The organism is Streptomyces sp. NPDC001744, from assembly GCF_042892575.1.
In the GTDB taxonomy this organism is placed as follows: domain Bacteria; phylum Actinomycetota; class Actinomycetes; order Streptomycetales; family Streptomycetaceae; genus Streptomyces.
This window is the reverse complement of record NZ_JBIAUG010000017.1, coordinates 75793-89824: the sequence shown is the minus strand read 5'-3', so window position 1 is coordinate 89824 and position 14032 is coordinate 75793. Positions and strand designations below refer to the sequence as shown.

The following is a 14032-nucleotide window of genomic DNA, read 5'->3' as shown; positions in this document are numbered from 1 at the left end:
CCCGGCGGGCCGGAGCGCGGCCGGCTCCGCCCCGTACCGGCCGGTCCGGCGCGCGCGGCCCCGTCGCGGGGCGGTGCCGTCCGCACGGCCGGGGATCCGGCGGCGCGGCCGGACCGACGGCTTTCCGTCACCGGCGCCCCGGGCTACGCTCCCTCCGTGCCCCGCGCTCCGGCGCCCTTCCCCGTCCCCGGTGGACCCGCGCCGGCCCGGCCGGCGACCCGCCCGCGCCCCCGGGCGTGCCCCGCGGCGAGCGCCGCGACCGGCATGACCGATACTGCAATGCACGCAGAAGGACACAAAGGAGGGCACGGCCTCGTGACCAGGGTTCGGACAGGAGGGGTACGCGCCGCAGTCGGCGCCGTGCTCGCGCTCGCGCTGACGGCGGCGCTCGCCGGATGCAGCAGCACCGGCGGCAAGCGGGCCGAGGACGCCCGCAAGGCCGCCCAGGCCCAGGGCAGGGCGGCCGTCGACACCCCCCGCTGGACCTTCGCCATGGTGACCCACTCCGGCGACGGCGACACCTTCTGGGACATCGTCCAGAAGGGCGCCAAGCAGGCCGCCGTCAAGGACAACATCAACTTCCTCTACGCCCACAACGACGAGGCCCAGCAGCAGGCGCAGCTGGTCGACTCGTACATCGCCAAGGGCGTCGACGGCCTGATCGTCACCCTCGCCAAGCCCGACGCCATGAAGGCCGCCGTCGAGAAGGCCGTCAAGGCCGGCATCCCGGTGATCACCGTGAACTCCGGCGCCGAGCAGTCCAGGGCGTACGGCGCCCTCACCCACATCGGCCAGGACGAGACCGTCGCCGGCGAGGCCGTCGGCGAGGAGCTCGACCGGCGGGGGAAGAAGAAGGCGCTCTGCGTCCTGCACGAGCAGGGCAACGTCGGCCACGAGCAGCGCTGCGCCGGTGCGAAGAAGACCTTCGGCGGCGAACTCGTCAACCTGTACGTCGACGGCACCAACATGCCCGACGTCAAGGCGTCCGTCGAGGCCAAGCTCCAGTCCGACAAGGACATCGACGCCGTCGTCACCCTCGGCGCCCCCTTCGCCGACACCGCCGTCCAGGCCGCGAAGAGCGCCGGCAGCAAGGCCGAGATCGACACCTTCGACCTCAACGCCAAGGTCGCCACCGCCCTCAAGGCGGGCACCCTCGGCTTCGCCGTCGACCAGCAGCCCTACCTCCAGGGGTACGAGGCCGTCGACCTGCTCTGGCTGTACCGCTACAACGCCGACGTCCTCGGCGGCGGCCGGCCCGTTCTCACCGGCCCCCAGATCATCACGAAGGACGACGCCCCGGCACTGGTCGCCTACGCGGATCGGGGCACCCGATGAGCTCCACCGCCCCGCCCGGCATCGACCACGTGGACGAGCGGCTGCTGCGCACGACCCCCCTGAAGAAGCTGCTCGCCCGCCCCGAGCTGGGCTCGGTCGTCGGCGCGGTCGCCGTCTTCGTCTTCTTCGCGGTCTTCGCGGACAGCTTCCTGCGCGCCTCCAGCCTCGGCACCGTCCTCTACGCGGCCTCCACCATCGGCATCATGGCCGTCCCCGTCGCCCTGCTGATGATCGGCGGCGAGTTCGACCTCTCCGCCGGCGTCATGGTCACCAGCTCCGCGCTGATCTCGTCCATGTTCAGCTACCAGATGACGGCCAACGTCTGGGTCGGCGTCGGCGTCTCGCTGCTCGTCACGCTGGCGATCGGCGTGTTCAACGGCGTCATGCTCACCCGCACCGAACTGCCCAGCTTCATCATCACGCTCGGCACCTTCCTCATGCTGACCGGCCTGAACCTCGGCCTCACCAAGCTGATCAGCGGCACCGTCTCCACCAAGACCATCGCCGACATGGAGGGCTTCTCCTCCGCCCGGAAGCTCTTCGCCTCGCAGCTGACCCTCGGCGGCGTCGAGTTCAAGGTCACCATCCTGTGGTGGTTCGGCCTCGTCGCGCTCGCCACCTGGATCCTGCTCCGCACCCGCTTCGGCAACTGGGTCTTCGCGGTCGGCGGCGGCGCCGACGCGGCCCGCGCGGTCGGCGTCCCCGTCCACCGCACCAGGATCGGCCTCTACGCGGGCGTGGCCCTCTGCGCCTGGATCTCCGGGCAGCACCTGCTCTTCTCCTTCGACGTCGTCCAGTCGGGCGAGGGCGTCGGCAACGAGCTGATCTACATCATCGCGGCCGTCATCGGCGGCTGTCTGATCACCGGCGGCTACGGCTCCGCCATCGGCTCGGCGGTCGGCGCCCTCATCTTCGGCATGACGAGCAAGGGCATCGTGTACGCCGAGTGGAACCCCGACTGGTTCAAGTTCTTCCTGGGCGCGATGCTGCTGCTCGCGACCCTCCTGAACGCCTGGATCCGCAAGCGCGTGGAGGCGACCAAATGACGGCGCGGACGACCCCGCTGGTGGAGCTGGACGACGTCAGCAAGTACTACGGCAACATCCGCGCCCTCGAAGGGGTCTCCCTGGAGGTCCGCGCGGGCGAGATCACCTGCGTCCTCGGCGACAACGGCGCCGGGAAGTCGACCCTCATCAAGATCATCGCGGGGCTGCACCGGCACGACGCCGGGACCTTCCGCGTCGAGGGCGAGGAGGTCACCCTCGCCAACCCGCGCGACGCCCTCGACCGGGGCATCGCCACCGTCTATCAGGACCTCGCCGTGGTCCCGCTCATGCCGGTCTGGCGCAACTTCTTCCTCGGATCCGAGCCCACCCGGGGCAAGGGGCCCCTCAAGCGGCTCGACGTCGGGCTCATGCGCGCCACCACCCGCGAGGCCCTGTTGCGGATGGGCATCGACCTGCGCGACGTCGACCAGCCCATCGGCACCCTCTCCGGCGGCGAGCGCCAGTGCGTGGCCATCGCCCGCGCCGTCCACTTCGGCGCCAAGGTCCTCGTCCTGGACGAGCCGACCGCCGCGCTCGGCGTCAAGCAGTCCGGGGTGGTCCTCAAGTACGTGGCCGCCGCCCGCGACCAGGGGCTCGGCGTGGTCCTCATCACCCACAACCCGCACCACGCCCACCTCGTCGGCGACCGTTTCGTCCTCCTCAAGCGGGGCACCATGGCGGGCAGCCACACCAAGGGCTCTGTCACCCTGGACGAACTGACCCGGCAGATGGCGGGCGGCACCGAGCTGGAGGACCTGCGCCACGAACTGGAACGGCCCCCCGCCGCGTAACGGCCCCGCGCACCCCACCTGGCAGAATCGAAGCCGATGAGTACCTACCGTGACCTCGCCCACCGCGGCTCCGCCCGGGGCACCGTGCTGCGGACCGTCGGCACCCGGGAGCGGCGCTCCCACCTGACGGCGCCCCGGGTGCCGACCGTCGGCATCGACATCGGCGGCACGAAGGTGATGGCCGGCGTCGTGGACGCGGACGGGAACATCCTGGAGACGCTCCGCACGGAGACCCCGGACAAGTCCAAGAGCCCGAAGGTCGTCGAGGACACCATCGTCGAGCTGGTCCTGGACCTCTCCGACCGGCACGACGTGCACGCCGTCGGCATCGGCGCGGCCGGCTGGGTGGACGCCGACCGGGCCCGGGTCCTCTTCGCCCCCCACCTGGCCTGGCGCAACGAGCCCCTGCGGGACTCCCTCCAGGGCCGCCTCGCCGTCCCCGTCATGGTCGACAACGACGCCAACACCGCCGCCTGGGCCGAGTGGCGCTTCGGCGCCGGGCGCGGCGAGGACCACCTCGTCATGATCACCCTCGGTACCGGCATCGGCGGCGCGATCCTGGAGGACGGGCAGGTCAAGCGGGGCAAGTACGGCGTCGCCGGCGAGTTCGGCCACATGCAGGTCGTTCCCGGCGGCCACCGCTGCCCCTGCGGCAACCGCGGCTGCTGGGAGCAGTACAGCTCGGGCAACGCGCTCGTCCGCGAGGCCCGGGAGCTGGCCGCCGCCGACTCCCCGGTCGCGCACGGCCTCATCGAGCGGGTGAAGGGGCACGTCCCCGACATCACCGGCCCGCTCATCACCGAGCTGGCCCGCGAGGGCGACGCCATGTGCGTCGAGCTGTTCCAGGACATCGGCCAGTGGCTCGGCGTCGGCATCGCCAACCTCGCCGCCGCCCTCGACCCCTCCTGCTTCGTCATCGGCGGGGGCGTCTCCGCCGCCGACGACCTCCTCATCGGCCCCGCCCGCGACTCCTTCCGCCGCCACCTCACCGGCCGCGGCTACCGCCCCGAGGCCCGTCTCGTCCGCGCGCAGCTCGGCCCCGAGGCCGGCATGGTCGGCGCCGCCGACCTCGCCCGGCTCGTCGCCCGCCGCTTCCGCCGTGCCAACCGGCGCCGGGTGGAGCGGTACGAACGGTACGAGCGCTACGCCCAGGCCCTGCGCAGCGGGGCCCCGGGCCGGGCCGTCCGGCCTCCCGAGGACCCGTCCTCATGACCCCGTCCCCTCCGGTCGCCCCGCCGCGTCCGCCGCGCGGCGGACTCCCCGAGGACCGCCGGCACATGATCCGCCGCCGCTGGCTGACGGCCGTCATCATCGTGCTCCTCGTCGGCATCCCGGCCGGCTACCTCGTGATCTCCGCGGGCCAGAGCCGGGACAGCGGACGCGACAAGGAGCGCGAGTCCTCGGTGGCCGGCCTCCAGGCCAACTGGCCCTCCCAGATGAAGCGCCGGATCTTCGAGGTCCCGATCCCCACCGGCGCCTGGGACGTCGCCTACTACGAGACCAGCAACTGGAAGACCAGCCGGCTGTACGTCCGCTTCACGACGACCGCCGCCGGCCTCGACGCCTTCCTCGCGGACTCCGGGACCGCCCGCGCGCGGCTCACGCAGGGGCTGGTCACCGTCGGCGACCGCGACGCGGAGATCGCCGGCTGGTCCTTCGGCGGGGGCACGGCCTGGGCGGGGACGACCGTCGGGCGCGAGAAGCCGCGCCCGGCCACCGACATCACCGTCGATCTGACCGAGCCCGCCTTCCCGCAGGTGTACGCGGTCTCCGCCACCAGTCCCTGACCCGGCGGGCGCGTCACCCCTCCCGGCGGGCGTTGAGCCGGGCGGCCCGGCGGTTCAGGTGGTCGCGTTCGGCGAGGCTGGACGCCTCGCGGGCCGCCTCGGCGTACAGCCGTGCCGCCGTCCCCTCGTCCCCGGCGCGTTCGTGGAGGTACGCCGCCGCCGCCGTACGGCGGGGCAGCGGGCCGTCCAGCTCCGCGAGCGCCGCCAGACCGGCGCGCGGTCCGTCGGCCTCGCCGACGGCGACCGCGCGGTTGAGCCGGACGACCGGGCTGTCCGTCAGGCGTGCGAGCTCGTCGTACCACTCGACGATCTGGACCCAGTCGGTCTCCTCGGCGCTGGGCGCGTCGGCGTGCAGGGCCGCGACGGCGGCCTGCGCCTGGAACTCGCCGAGGCGGTCGCGGGCGAGGGCCGCCCGCAGGATCCCGACGCCCTCGGCGATCAGCCCGGTGTCCCACCGGCTCCGGTCCTGCTCGGCGAGCGGCACCAGGGCGCCGTCGGGCCCGGTCCGCGCCGCGCGCCGGGCGTGGTGCAGCAGCATGAGGGCGAGCAGCCCCGCCACCTCGGGATGGTCGACGGCGGCGGCGAGCTGCCGGGTGAGCCGGATGGCCTCGGCGGCGAGGTCCACGTCCCCGGAGTAGCCCTCGTTGAAGACCAGGTAGAGGACGCGCAGCACGGTGGCGACGTCTCCGGGCCGGTCGAAGCGCGCGCCGGAGACGGTCCGCTTGGCCCGGCTGATCCGTTGCGCCATGGTCGCCTCGGGCACCAGATAGGCCCGTGCGATCTGGCGGGTGGTCAGCCCGCCCACGGCGCGCAGGGTGAGCGCGACCGCGGACGACGGCGTCAGTGACGGGTGGGCGCACAGGAAGTAGAGGCTGAGCGTGTCGTCCACCGAGGGCGCGGGCCCGGGGGCCGGTTCCTCGTCCGCGAGGCCCTCGCGCCGGCGGCGGGCGGTGTCCGCGCGCGTCGCGTCGAGGAACCGGCGCCAGGCCACGGTGACCAGCCAGCCCTTCGCGTCCCGCGGAGGGTCGGCCGGCCAGACGCGGACCGCCTCGACCAGCGCGTCCTGTACGGCGTCCTCGGCCGCCGCGAAGTCGGCTCCGCGGCGGACCAGGACGGCGAGGACGCCCGGTGTGAGGCTCCGGAGCAGGGCCTCGTTCATCCGTGGGGGCATTCCGGGACGGTGGGCGGCGCCGCCAGGAAGGGGCGCAGTTCGAGCCACTCGTGGATCGGCTTCCCGCCGGCCCCGGGCGCAGCCGACAGTTCCCCGGCCAGTTCGACGGCGCGCTCGTGGCTGTCGACGTCGATCACCATCCATCCGGCGATGAGGTCCTTGGTCTCGGCGAACGGCCCGTCGGTGACCGGCGGGCGCCCCTCGCCGTCGTAACGGACCCACGAACCCCCGGGGGCGAGCGCCTGCCCGTCGACGAACTCGCCGCTCTCCTCCAGCCGGGCCGCGAAGTCGTGCATGTACTGGATGTGGGCCGAGATCTCCTCCGGCGTCCACCGGTCCATCGGTACGTCGTTCACCGCCGCCGGGGCGCCGCGGTAGTGCTTGAGCAGCAGGTACTTGGCCATGGTGTCTCTCCTCGGTCCTGGTGCGGCCCATTGTGGTCGCGTTCACCCCGGGGACGGAGCCGGGCGCGGTTTCTCGACATCGCCGCCCGATTTTTTTCCGGCTCTTCCGAGACAGCGGAGGAGGTTACATCTGTAAATCGTATGGAACGTTGAGAGGATGATGGGGAAGTAGGCCCTGAAGTGCACTCTTTCGGGGAAGTGTCCGCGCGCATGCCTCCTCCTACCCTTGCATGTGCGGGGCGGACGGTTCCCATATGGGAACGCGCCGCGCCGGTGGCCGGAAGGCCCCCGACGTCGAGCGGAGAGGACGGACATGTCGGTGGTGGAGAACGGTGTTCCCGGGGACGCGATCGCGGGTGTCGCCTGGAGGAAGGCGCGGGCGAGCATCGGGGCGGGCGAATGCGTCGAGGCGGCGGGGCTGCCCGGCGGCGGAGTCGCGCTCAGGAACTCGCGGCACCCCGCCGGTCCCGCCCTCGTCTTCACGGAGGCCGAGTGGAGGGCCTTCACGGAGGGGGTCAAGGGGGAGGAGTTCGACGACCTCGCCGTCTAGGGCGAGCGCCCCGTAAGGCGTTGGCCATGGTTTGTGGCGGTGGGCTCGCCTCGGGCATCCTGACGGGCGAACCGGCATTTCCCCGACTCCGGAGCCCGCATGCCCGCCGCCCCCAAGCACCGGTCCGAATCCGACGCGCCGGTGGTCCCCCTGCAGGACACCACCGGCGACCGTCTGAGTGGCCGCATGCTGGGCGACGAACTGCGCTCCCACCGCGAGCGGCGCGGCTACACCCTGGCCGACGCGGCGCGGGTCATCCGCGCCTCCACGTCGAAGATCAGCCGGATGGAGCTGGGCAAGAGCCCCGTCAAGTACCGGGACCTGAACGACCTCGCCCTCTTCTACGGCGTCTCCCGCGAGGACCGCGCCCACCTCGACCAGCTGCACCAGCAGGCGGGCAACGAGGACCTGTTCGCGAAGTTCGCCGACGTCACCCCCGCCTTCCTCCGGCGCCTCATCCGGCTCGAACGGACCGCGCGGCAGATCACCGTCTACGAACCCCGCGTCGTGCCCGGTCTCCTGCAGACCGAGGCGTACGCGCGCGCCCTGGTCCGGATGATAGAGATCGGCCGCTCCGAGAGCGACATCGAACTCATCGTCGCCCTCCGGATGCAGCGGCAGCTCATGCTCGACAGCGGACTGCCCAGGCTGGCGGCGCTGATCGGCGAACGCGTGCTCTCCCAGCCCTACGGCACCGCCGGCATGATGGTCGAGCAGATGCGTTTCCTCCACACGGCCACCCTGACCGAGAAGGTCAACGTGCGCATCGTCCCGGAACACGTCATCGCCCCGCCCACCCCCGTTTTCCACCTGGCGTTCGCCGACGGGGAGCACCAGGAGCTGGCGTACGTGGAGCACGCGGACGGCGCGCACTACATCACGCAGAAGGTCCAGCTCGACCGTACGCGCAAGCTGCTGCTCAACGTCCGGGCGAACCTCTACGACCGCGAGGGCAGCGTGCGCGCGCTGGAACGCGCCATCGCCCACTGGGAGAAGCGGGCCGCCGCGGAGCGGTCGGAGTAGACGGCCGCACGGGGCGGCCGCTCCGCGGCGGCGGGATCACCGGGACGCCCGGACGCTCCCCACGCCGCCCCACTCCACCCAGTCGGTGGACCGCAGCTCCTTGGGCGGGGGTGGCGAGTCGGGAAGCCAGTCGATCACGTCGACCAGGCCCGGGGGGTCCACGATCTCCAGGGAGTCGAAGTAGCGCCGCACCTCGTGGGGCTCCCGCACGCGTCCCCAGTTGCCGCCGGTCGCGCCCTCCATGAGCCGGGTGACTCCGTCGCGGACGGCCGGATCTTCGCTGACGAGCTGGCAGATGACCATGTGGCTGCCCGGTGCCAGGAGTTCGGACACCGCTTTTATGACGGCGGCCGGCCCCCTCCGGTCGTCGTCGGGGATGCAGTGCAGGACGGAGACGAAGAGGGCCGCGACGGGCCGGTCCCAGTCGAGGAAGCCCTCGGTGGACTCCCTGATCTTCTGGGTGTCGCGCATGTCGTGGTCGACGACCATGGTGCGCGCGTTGTCGTCGAGATGGGTCCGCGCGTGGGCGAGCACCATCGGGTCGTTGTCGACGTAGACGACCCTGGCGTCCCGGGAGACGCGCTGGGCGACCTGGTGGACGTTGTCCTGGGTGGGCAGGCCGCTGCCGTGGTCGAGGAACTGGGTGATCCCCTTCTCGACGGCGAGGTAACGCACCACGCGCCGGAGGAAGTCACGGTTGTTGCGCGCGAGTTGCTGGGTGCTGGGCGCGATCCGCAGGAGTTCGGCGCACGCGTCCCGGTCGACCTCGAAGTTCTCCGTCCCGCCCAGGAGCCAGTCGTACATGCGCGCGGCACTGGCACGGTCGGTGTCGATGACGCGCGTTCGGGATTCCCCGCCGTTGGTCATACACGCTCCCCTGAACCCCTGTCCGGGCCGGTTGTACCCGGACACGAGGGCTCATCCTAGGAGCGCGCCCGCCTGACGGCTAGTCACCCCGAAGGGTGCAAAGGCCGGGCGGGTCCTGTGCGACGCGGGGGGAGGGGGACCGGCGCGCCACCCGTGGACGGGGTGTGCGCCGGCCCGGTGCCGGGCGGTCGCGCGGCGGCCGCCCGGTGTCAGCGGTCGCTCTCCGCGCGGAGGTCCCGTTCGGCGCCGCGCAGCAGGGCGCGCGCGTCGGGGACGTCCAGCCCCATGAGGTGGGCGGCGTGCTCGACGGACAGCCCCAGGTCGTGATGGAGGAGCACGACGTCGGCCTGGTCGTCCCGCAGGGCGGTGTGGAACCGCCTCGTCCGGCCGCCGGAGTCCGCCGACCGGCGCGCGGCTTCGGCGCGCAGCTCCTCCCAGACGCGGGCGGCGGGGGAGTCGGAGCCGAGTACGCCGACCCACCGGCTCTCCAGGGCGTCGAGCACCGCCTCGACGCACCGCTCCGCTTCCGCCGGGTCGCCGGTCCACTTCTCGGCGTACCGGACGTAGGCACCCCTGTTCGCCTCGCGGAACGCCTCGAACCCGAGCTTCAGGGCGGACAGGGCCGAACGGGAGGCAGGTGGTCCGTTCACGGCCGCCCCGCCCCTCCACCGGGCTCCGGACGCCGGGCCGGCGCGGCGGACGGCGGGGGCGCGGGGAGCGCCGGTCCGGCGTTCCCCGCCCGGTGGGCGCCGTCGCCCCGGGTGCGGTCGTGCGCGCACGGGAGCCGTCGCCGGCCCGTCGGTCCGCGGTGGTCCCGCGGGCGTCCGTGCTCCGTCTTCCGTTCGGTGGGGCCATCGCGGTACTCGCGGTGAACGCCCTTCGGTGGCAGTGTCATGGGAGTTCTCCCTTCGCCGCTCCGGGTGCGGTGGCCCGCCGGTCCGGGGCGTCAGCGGTCGGGGCCGGACGGGGCCGCCCGGGGGCGGCCCCGTCCGGCCGGGGGCTCGGCCCCGACGGGGACGGACGGGGTGAAGCGCGCTTCGGAGGCTCGCGCGCCGCACCGGCGGAGGTCCGTCAGCGGGGGGCCGGGGGTTTCGCCGCGGCGGGGGAGAGGGATGATCCCGTGGGGACCGGCCGGGGGAGCGATATCGGGCTCCTGACTGCTCCGAGGGTCATGCTGGGCTTCTTTCTGGTCGTCGACGGCCTGTGCCGGGGCCCCGGGGCCGTACCTCCCCGGGACACGCGCATCACGGTCCGTCGTCGAGGGATCGCGTGCGGTGACGTCACGATATCGTCTGATCAGATGCATTCGCTCCGAGCGGCGTGAAGTTCCCGCCGTGCAAGCTGTTTCCCTTCTGTGAGCGTCTTGCACGGGACTGGTTGTGCCCTGTCGATGTCGAAAACTGTTCCGCGTCTGCCCCTGTATCGACCGCCCAGACAGAGCGTTGACCTGCTTTGTCTGACTGATTTTGATCGGAAATGAAAAACCCCAGGTGGGGTCCGGTGTGGGTCGCTTCCCCCTCCTCTCGGGAGGGGAGAGGGTGGCGCCGAGGGGAATCGGTTCATGCGAATGGGAAAAAAGCGAATGTGCGGAAGCTAATTTTCCTTGACCCGCGAGGTGCCGGAGATGCCCCGCGGGTCCGAGAGGTCCTGCGGGAGAGGTGCTTTGCCGGGGTCCGGACGCGCCCGTCCGGGCGCTTTGCGGAGCGAACCCGTGCGCGCGAGGTCGGCGGGGCCGGGCGGATGCCCCTCGGGGTGACGCGGCAGTCAAATCACCCGCGTGTTCGACGGGGGGTCCGTGGCGGATTCACGCCCCGACGGGGCCGCCGATCGTCAGCTCCACCCCGGACCCCATCCGGGTGAGTTTCCGGACCGCCCAGGCGCGGGCGGCGACCGGGGTCCCGGCGCCGGTGGTGTACGCCGGGACGACGAGCACGGGACCCGCCGGGTCCTCCGGCGTCAGCCTCGCGTCGGCGATCACCCCGTCGGAGAAGCGCAGGTCCACCTCGATCGGCCGGGGTTCCGCGGCGAAGGCGGAGGGGTCGGGCAGCCCCTGGACGCGGCATCCGGCGCCCGGGAACAGGTGCGTGTGCGCGCAGACGGCCGGAAAGGTGTCCGTCCCGCCCGGTCCGGTGGAGTGCAGGGGCATGGGGGACCTCCGTAACGCACAGGGCATCGGACGTCCCAGTCTGGCGGGCGGAGCGGCGCGGGGGCGGCAGGCGGCCGCCGCGCGTCCGGGTGTGGCGCGGGTTCGGCCGGGTCCGGCGCGGGAGCCTTCGGCGGGGCCCGCCCCCTTGCCGGGCCGGCCCTTCCCGCCTTACCTTACTTGGAAGTAAGTTTACTCTCTGGTAAGGAGGTTGCCTTGACTGCCTACCGGACGGTCATGGTCGGTACGGACGGTTCGGAGTCGTCGTTCGCGGCGGTCGAGACGGCGGCGAAACTGGCCGCCGCCTGTGCGGCCGAACTCGTGATCGCCTGCGCGTACCTCCCGATGCGTGGCCCCGAACTCGCCGTGGCCCAGGACCAGTTGGGGGCGGAGGCGTACCAGGTGGTGGGTTCCGCGCCCGCCGAGGACACCCTGCTGACCGCCAAGGACCGGGCCCGCGCGCAGGGTGCGGCGAACGTGCGGACGGTCGCCGTGCAGGGCGAACCGGTCGCCGCGCTCGTCGGGATCGCGCGGAAGGCGTCGGCCGACCTCCTGGTCGTCGGCAACAGGGGCCTGCGCTCGCTCGCCGGGCGCATCCTCGGCTCCGTACCCGCCGACATCGCCAGGAAGTCGGGCCTCGACGTGCTGATCGTGCACACCACGTGAGCGCGGCGCGGCCGGACGGGGGACCGGTGGACCCGTCCGGCGCCGACCGGCTGCGGCGGACCGTCGAAGAGGTGCTGCTCGGCGGCGGCCGTGTCTGGACGAGGCGGGACATCGCCGAGCGGACCGGCGTCGAGCCGGGACGCACGGTGCAGATCTGGCGCGCGCTCGGATTCCCGGCGGCGGACGAGGAGGCGCGGGTGTTCACCGACGCCGACGCCGACGCGCTGCGCGCGGGGGAGCGGCTCATCGGGGCCGGGCTCATCACCGAGGAGAACGAGACGATGATGGCGCGGGCCCTGGGGCACCACCTGTCCCGGCTCGCCGAATGGCAGGTCGACACCCTCTGGGCCTGGATGGCGCACCGCGGCTCCGAGAGCCCCGTGGGCGAAGAGGAACTGGTGCGCCACGTCGCGACGTTGCTGCCGGAGATGGAGCTGCTCCAGAGGCACGTGTGGCGCCGGCACCTCGCGGCGCACGCCGGGAGGCTGCTCGCCGGGGCGGGGGAGGGCCCCGGCGGGCCGGGAGCGGGGAAGAGCGGGGCGGGAGGCGCGGTGGCGGGCGGAGCGGCGCAGCCCCGCGCGGGCGCCGAGATCCGCGACCGGGCGGTGGGCTTCACCGACATGGTCGGCTACACGCGGATGACCCGTGGACTGGACGGCGGCGAACTCTCCCGGGTGATCGACCTGTTCGAGAACCTGACCGGTGACGTGGTCGCCGAGGGCGGGGGACAGGTGGTGAAGACCATCGGGGACGAGGTCCTCTTCGTGTGCGACTCGGCCTCCGAGGCCGCCGGCATCGCGCTGGAACTCACCGCGCGCGCCGGGGCCGAACCGGATCTGCCCCGCATGCGGACCGGGCTCGCCCACGGTCCCGTCCTCAGCCGCTTCGGCGACGTCTACGGGGCGGCGGTCAACATCGCCGCCCGGCTCACCGCGGTGGCCCGCCCCGGCACCGTGCTGGTCGACACGGCGTTCGCGGGCGAACTGGCGGGCACGGAGGGGTACGAACTCAAGGCCCTCCGACCCGTGTCGGTGCGCGGGTACAACAGGCTGCGCCCGGTGCTCCTGCGGCCGAACCGGTCCGCCGGGTGACCTCCGGACGGTGAACGCGGGGCCGGGCCGTACGCGGCGGGCCCGTGCGTGACGGGCCGTAAGCGCCAGGCCGTACGCGACGGGCCGGTGCGGCCCGGTCCCGGGCTCCGGCCTCCGGCCTCCGGCCCCGGGCTCCGTGGACCGGAAGCCGGGGGCCGGGGGCCGGAGCGCGGGGGCGGCCGGGTGCGGCCCACCGGGTCGGCTCGTACCGGCCCTCGTAGGAACTTACGAAGCATCGGCTCCGGGCTGCCCGTATTTCATGTCTTCGGCGCCTGGCCGGTCCCGGGCGGACGGCTGTGTACTGCTCGCACACACCCGAACACGAGGGACGGGAAAGCCCCGCCGGAGAGGCCGTCCGGCCGACACGCCGGGACCGCCCGTCCCGGCGCCGGCGTCGCCGCCCCGTGGAAGCCTACGGGCGGGTCCCCGGCCCCGTTCGCGCGGACGCCGCGGCCCTCCCGGCGGCCCCGCGACCCACCGCATTCGACAAGGAGCAACCGTGACCGTGAGCACCGTCCAGGACGAGCAGGCGTGGATGCGGCAGGCCATCGCCGTCGCCACCGACAGCGTGAACAGCGGCGGCGGCCCCTTCGGCGCCCTGATCGTCAAGGACGGCAGGGTCGTCGCGACCGGACACAACCGGGTCACCGCGACGAACGACCCGTCCGCGCACGCCGAGGTCGACGCCATCCGCGCCGCCTGCAAGGAGCTGAACACCTTCAGCCTCGAAGGCTGCACCCTGATCACCTCGTGCGAGCCGTGCCCGATGTGCCTCTCCACCGCGCTCTGGGCGCGCGTCGACCGGCTGGTGTTCTCCGCCGACCGCCACGACGCCGCGGCGGCCGGCTTCGACGACCGCGAGTTCTACGACCTGTTCGAGAAGAAGCCCCAGGGGGCGTGGCCGATGCGGATCGTCCACCTGGACCTGCCCCACCGCACCGAGCCGTTCGAGGCGTGGAACGCGAAGAGCGACCGCGTCGACTACTGACCGCGTCGACTTACCGCCACATCGGGCGCCGACCACATCGGCCGCCGGCCGCGTCGGTCACCGAAAAAGAATCCGTCCGGATTCCGGAAGGCCGGGCCCGGCCCCTTGACCCCCGTGCCGACCGCCACTAATTTGCGGTGGGCGTCGATTCCCGATTCCTGATTCCCGAC

At 73.0% G+C, this 14032-nt stretch carries 15 protein-coding genes; 10 read left to right on the top strand and 5 right to left on the bottom strand.

The genetic code is table 11. The features are described 5' to 3' along the window. Positions 1-315 precede the first annotated feature (315 nt). From ACFYZY_RS20695 to ACFYZY_RS20675, 5 genes are read left to right on the top strand one after another with little or no spacing between them, the layout of a single operon-like run. A complete protein-coding gene (locus tag ACFYZY_RS20695) occupies positions 316-1335 on the top strand; it encodes a sugar ABC transporter substrate-binding protein (RefSeq protein WP_388696069.1) in 1020 nt (339 codons plus the stop codon). Then, on the top strand, positions 1332-2381 hold the full coding sequence (locus ACFYZY_RS20690) for an ABC transporter permease (protein ID WP_388696067.1): 1050 nt from the start codon (positions 1332-1334) through the stop codon (positions 2379-2381). The genes ACFYZY_RS20695 and ACFYZY_RS20690 overlap by 4 nt, the downstream gene beginning before the upstream one ends. Beyond that, on the top strand, positions 2378-3172 hold the full coding sequence (locus tag ACFYZY_RS20685; RefSeq protein WP_388696065.1) for an ATP-binding cassette domain-containing protein: 795 nt from the start codon (positions 2378-2380) through the stop codon (positions 3170-3172). Before ACFYZY_RS20690 ends, ACFYZY_RS20685 begins: the two co-directional genes overlap by 4 nt. Before the next feature lie 36 nt (positions 3173-3208). Beyond that, entirely contained in the window at positions 3209-4384 is a 1176-nt protein-coding gene (locus ACFYZY_RS20680; RefSeq protein WP_388696062.1) for an ROK family glucokinase, read from the top strand. Further along, positions 4381-4959 (top strand): hypothetical protein, encoded by a 579-nt coding sequence (locus ACFYZY_RS20675; RefSeq protein WP_388696060.1) that lies wholly within the window; start codon positions 4381-4383, stop codon positions 4957-4959. Before ACFYZY_RS20680 ends, ACFYZY_RS20675 begins: the two co-directional genes overlap by 4 nt. Positions 4960-4972: 13 nt before the next feature. Here ACFYZY_RS20675 and ACFYZY_RS20670 read toward each other — a convergent pair whose 3' ends face one another. Both ACFYZY_RS20670 and ACFYZY_RS20665 read right to left on the bottom strand, forming a co-directional pair. Beyond that, positions 4973-6118 carry an RNA polymerase sigma factor gene (locus tag ACFYZY_RS20670; RefSeq protein WP_388696249.1) on the bottom strand — a complete coding sequence of 382 codons (1146 nt, stop codon included), beginning with the start codon at positions 6116-6118 and terminating at the stop codon, positions 4973-4975. Beyond that, positions 6115-6534: a YciI family protein gene (locus tag ACFYZY_RS20665; RefSeq protein WP_388696058.1), complete on the bottom strand. Its 420-nt coding sequence runs from the start codon at positions 6532-6534 to the stop codon at positions 6115-6117. The genes ACFYZY_RS20670 and ACFYZY_RS20665 overlap by 4 nt, the downstream gene beginning before the upstream one ends. Positions 6535-6847: 313 nt before the next feature. Between ACFYZY_RS20665 and ACFYZY_RS20660 the strand changes: the two genes are divergently transcribed. Both ACFYZY_RS20660 and ACFYZY_RS20655 read left to right on the top strand, forming a co-directional pair. Beyond that, positions 6848-7084, top strand: a complete 237-nt coding sequence (locus ACFYZY_RS20660; protein ID WP_388696056.1) for a DUF397 domain-containing protein — start codon at positions 6848-6850, stop codon at positions 7082-7084. Between the two features lie 99 nt (positions 7085-7183). Continuing rightward, on the top strand, positions 7184-8107 hold the full coding sequence (locus ACFYZY_RS20655; RefSeq protein ID WP_388696054.1) for a helix-turn-helix domain-containing protein: 924 nt from the start codon (positions 7184-7186) through the stop codon (positions 8105-8107). Between the two features lie 36 nt (positions 8108-8143). Here ACFYZY_RS20655 and ACFYZY_RS20650 read toward each other — a convergent pair whose 3' ends face one another. The 3 genes from ACFYZY_RS20650 to ACFYZY_RS20640 form a co-directional block, all read right to left on the bottom strand. Beyond that, complete coding sequence (locus tag ACFYZY_RS20650) at positions 8144-8974, bottom strand: SAM-dependent methyltransferase (protein WP_388696051.1); 831 nt, start codon at positions 8972-8974, stop codon at positions 8144-8146. Positions 8975-9183: 209 nt separating this feature from the next. After that, the gene (locus tag ACFYZY_RS20645; RefSeq protein WP_388696048.1) at positions 9184-9624 is read right to left on the bottom strand and encodes a hypothetical protein; all 441 of its coding nucleotides are present in this window, start codon (positions 9622-9624) and stop codon (positions 9184-9186) included. Positions 9625-10778: 1154 nt separating this feature from the next. Further along, positions 10779-11120: a hypothetical protein gene (locus tag ACFYZY_RS20640; RefSeq protein ID WP_388696046.1), complete on the bottom strand. Its 342-nt coding sequence runs from the start codon at positions 11118-11120 to the stop codon at positions 10779-10781. Positions 11121-11333: 213 nt separating this feature from the next. On the opposite strand from ACFYZY_RS20640, the gene ACFYZY_RS20635 reads away from it, so the two are divergent. The 3 genes from ACFYZY_RS20635 (at position 11334) to ACFYZY_RS20625 (ending at position 13862) form a co-directional block, all read left to right on the top strand. Continuing rightward, positions 11334-11783, top strand: coding sequence for a universal stress protein (locus ACFYZY_RS20635; RefSeq protein WP_388696043.1), 450 nt, complete (start codon positions 11334-11336; stop codon positions 11781-11783). Positions 11784-11809: 26 nt separating this feature from the next. Then, positions 11810-12874 (top strand): adenylate/guanylate cyclase domain-containing protein, encoded by a 1065-nt coding sequence (locus tag ACFYZY_RS20630; protein ID WP_388696246.1) that lies wholly within the window; start codon positions 11810-11812, stop codon positions 12872-12874. A gap of 499 nt (positions 12875-13373) precedes the next feature. Further along, positions 13374-13862, top strand: a complete 489-nt coding sequence (locus tag ACFYZY_RS20625) for a nucleoside deaminase (RefSeq protein WP_388696040.1) — start codon at positions 13374-13376, stop codon at positions 13860-13862. The last annotated feature ends 170 nt before the right edge of the window (positions 13863-14032 follow it).

Bases quoted from the DNA above. Each gene is read 5' to 3' on its own strand.
- ACFYZY_RS20690 (WP_388696067.1), top strand. From the start codon at position 1,332: ATGAGCTCCACCGCCCCGCCCGGCATCGACCACGTGGACGAGCGGCTG.
- ACFYZY_RS20685 (WP_388696065.1), top strand. From the start codon at position 2,378: ATGACGGCGCGGACGACCCCGCTGGTGGAGCTGGACGACGTCAGCAAG.
- ACFYZY_RS20680 (WP_388696062.1), top strand. From the start codon at position 3,209: ATGAGTACCTACCGTGACCTCGCCCACCGCGGCTCCGCCCGGGGCACC.
- ACFYZY_RS20675 (WP_388696060.1), top strand. From the start codon at position 4,381: ATGACCCCGTCCCCTCCGGTCGCCCCGCCGCGTCCGCCGCGCGGCGGA.
- ACFYZY_RS20670 (WP_388696249.1), bottom strand. From the start codon at position 6,118: ATGAACGAGGCCCTGCTCCGGAGCCTCACACCGGGCGTCCTCGCCGTC.
- ACFYZY_RS20665 (WP_388696058.1), bottom strand. From the start codon at position 6,534: ATGGCCAAGTACCTGCTGCTCAAGCACTACCGCGGCGCCCCGGCGGCG.
- ACFYZY_RS20660 (WP_388696056.1), top strand. From the start codon at position 6,848: ATGTCGGTGGTGGAGAACGGTGTTCCCGGGGACGCGATCGCGGGTGTC.
- ACFYZY_RS20655 (WP_388696054.1), top strand. From the start codon at position 7,184: ATGCCCGCCGCCCCCAAGCACCGGTCCGAATCCGACGCGCCGGTGGTC.
- ACFYZY_RS20650 (WP_388696051.1), bottom strand. From the start codon at position 8,974: ATGACCAACGGCGGGGAATCCCGAACGCGCGTCATCGACACCGACCGT.
- ACFYZY_RS20640 (WP_388696046.1), bottom strand. From the start codon at position 11,120: ATGCCCCTGCACTCCACCGGACCGGGCGGGACGGACACCTTTCCGGCC.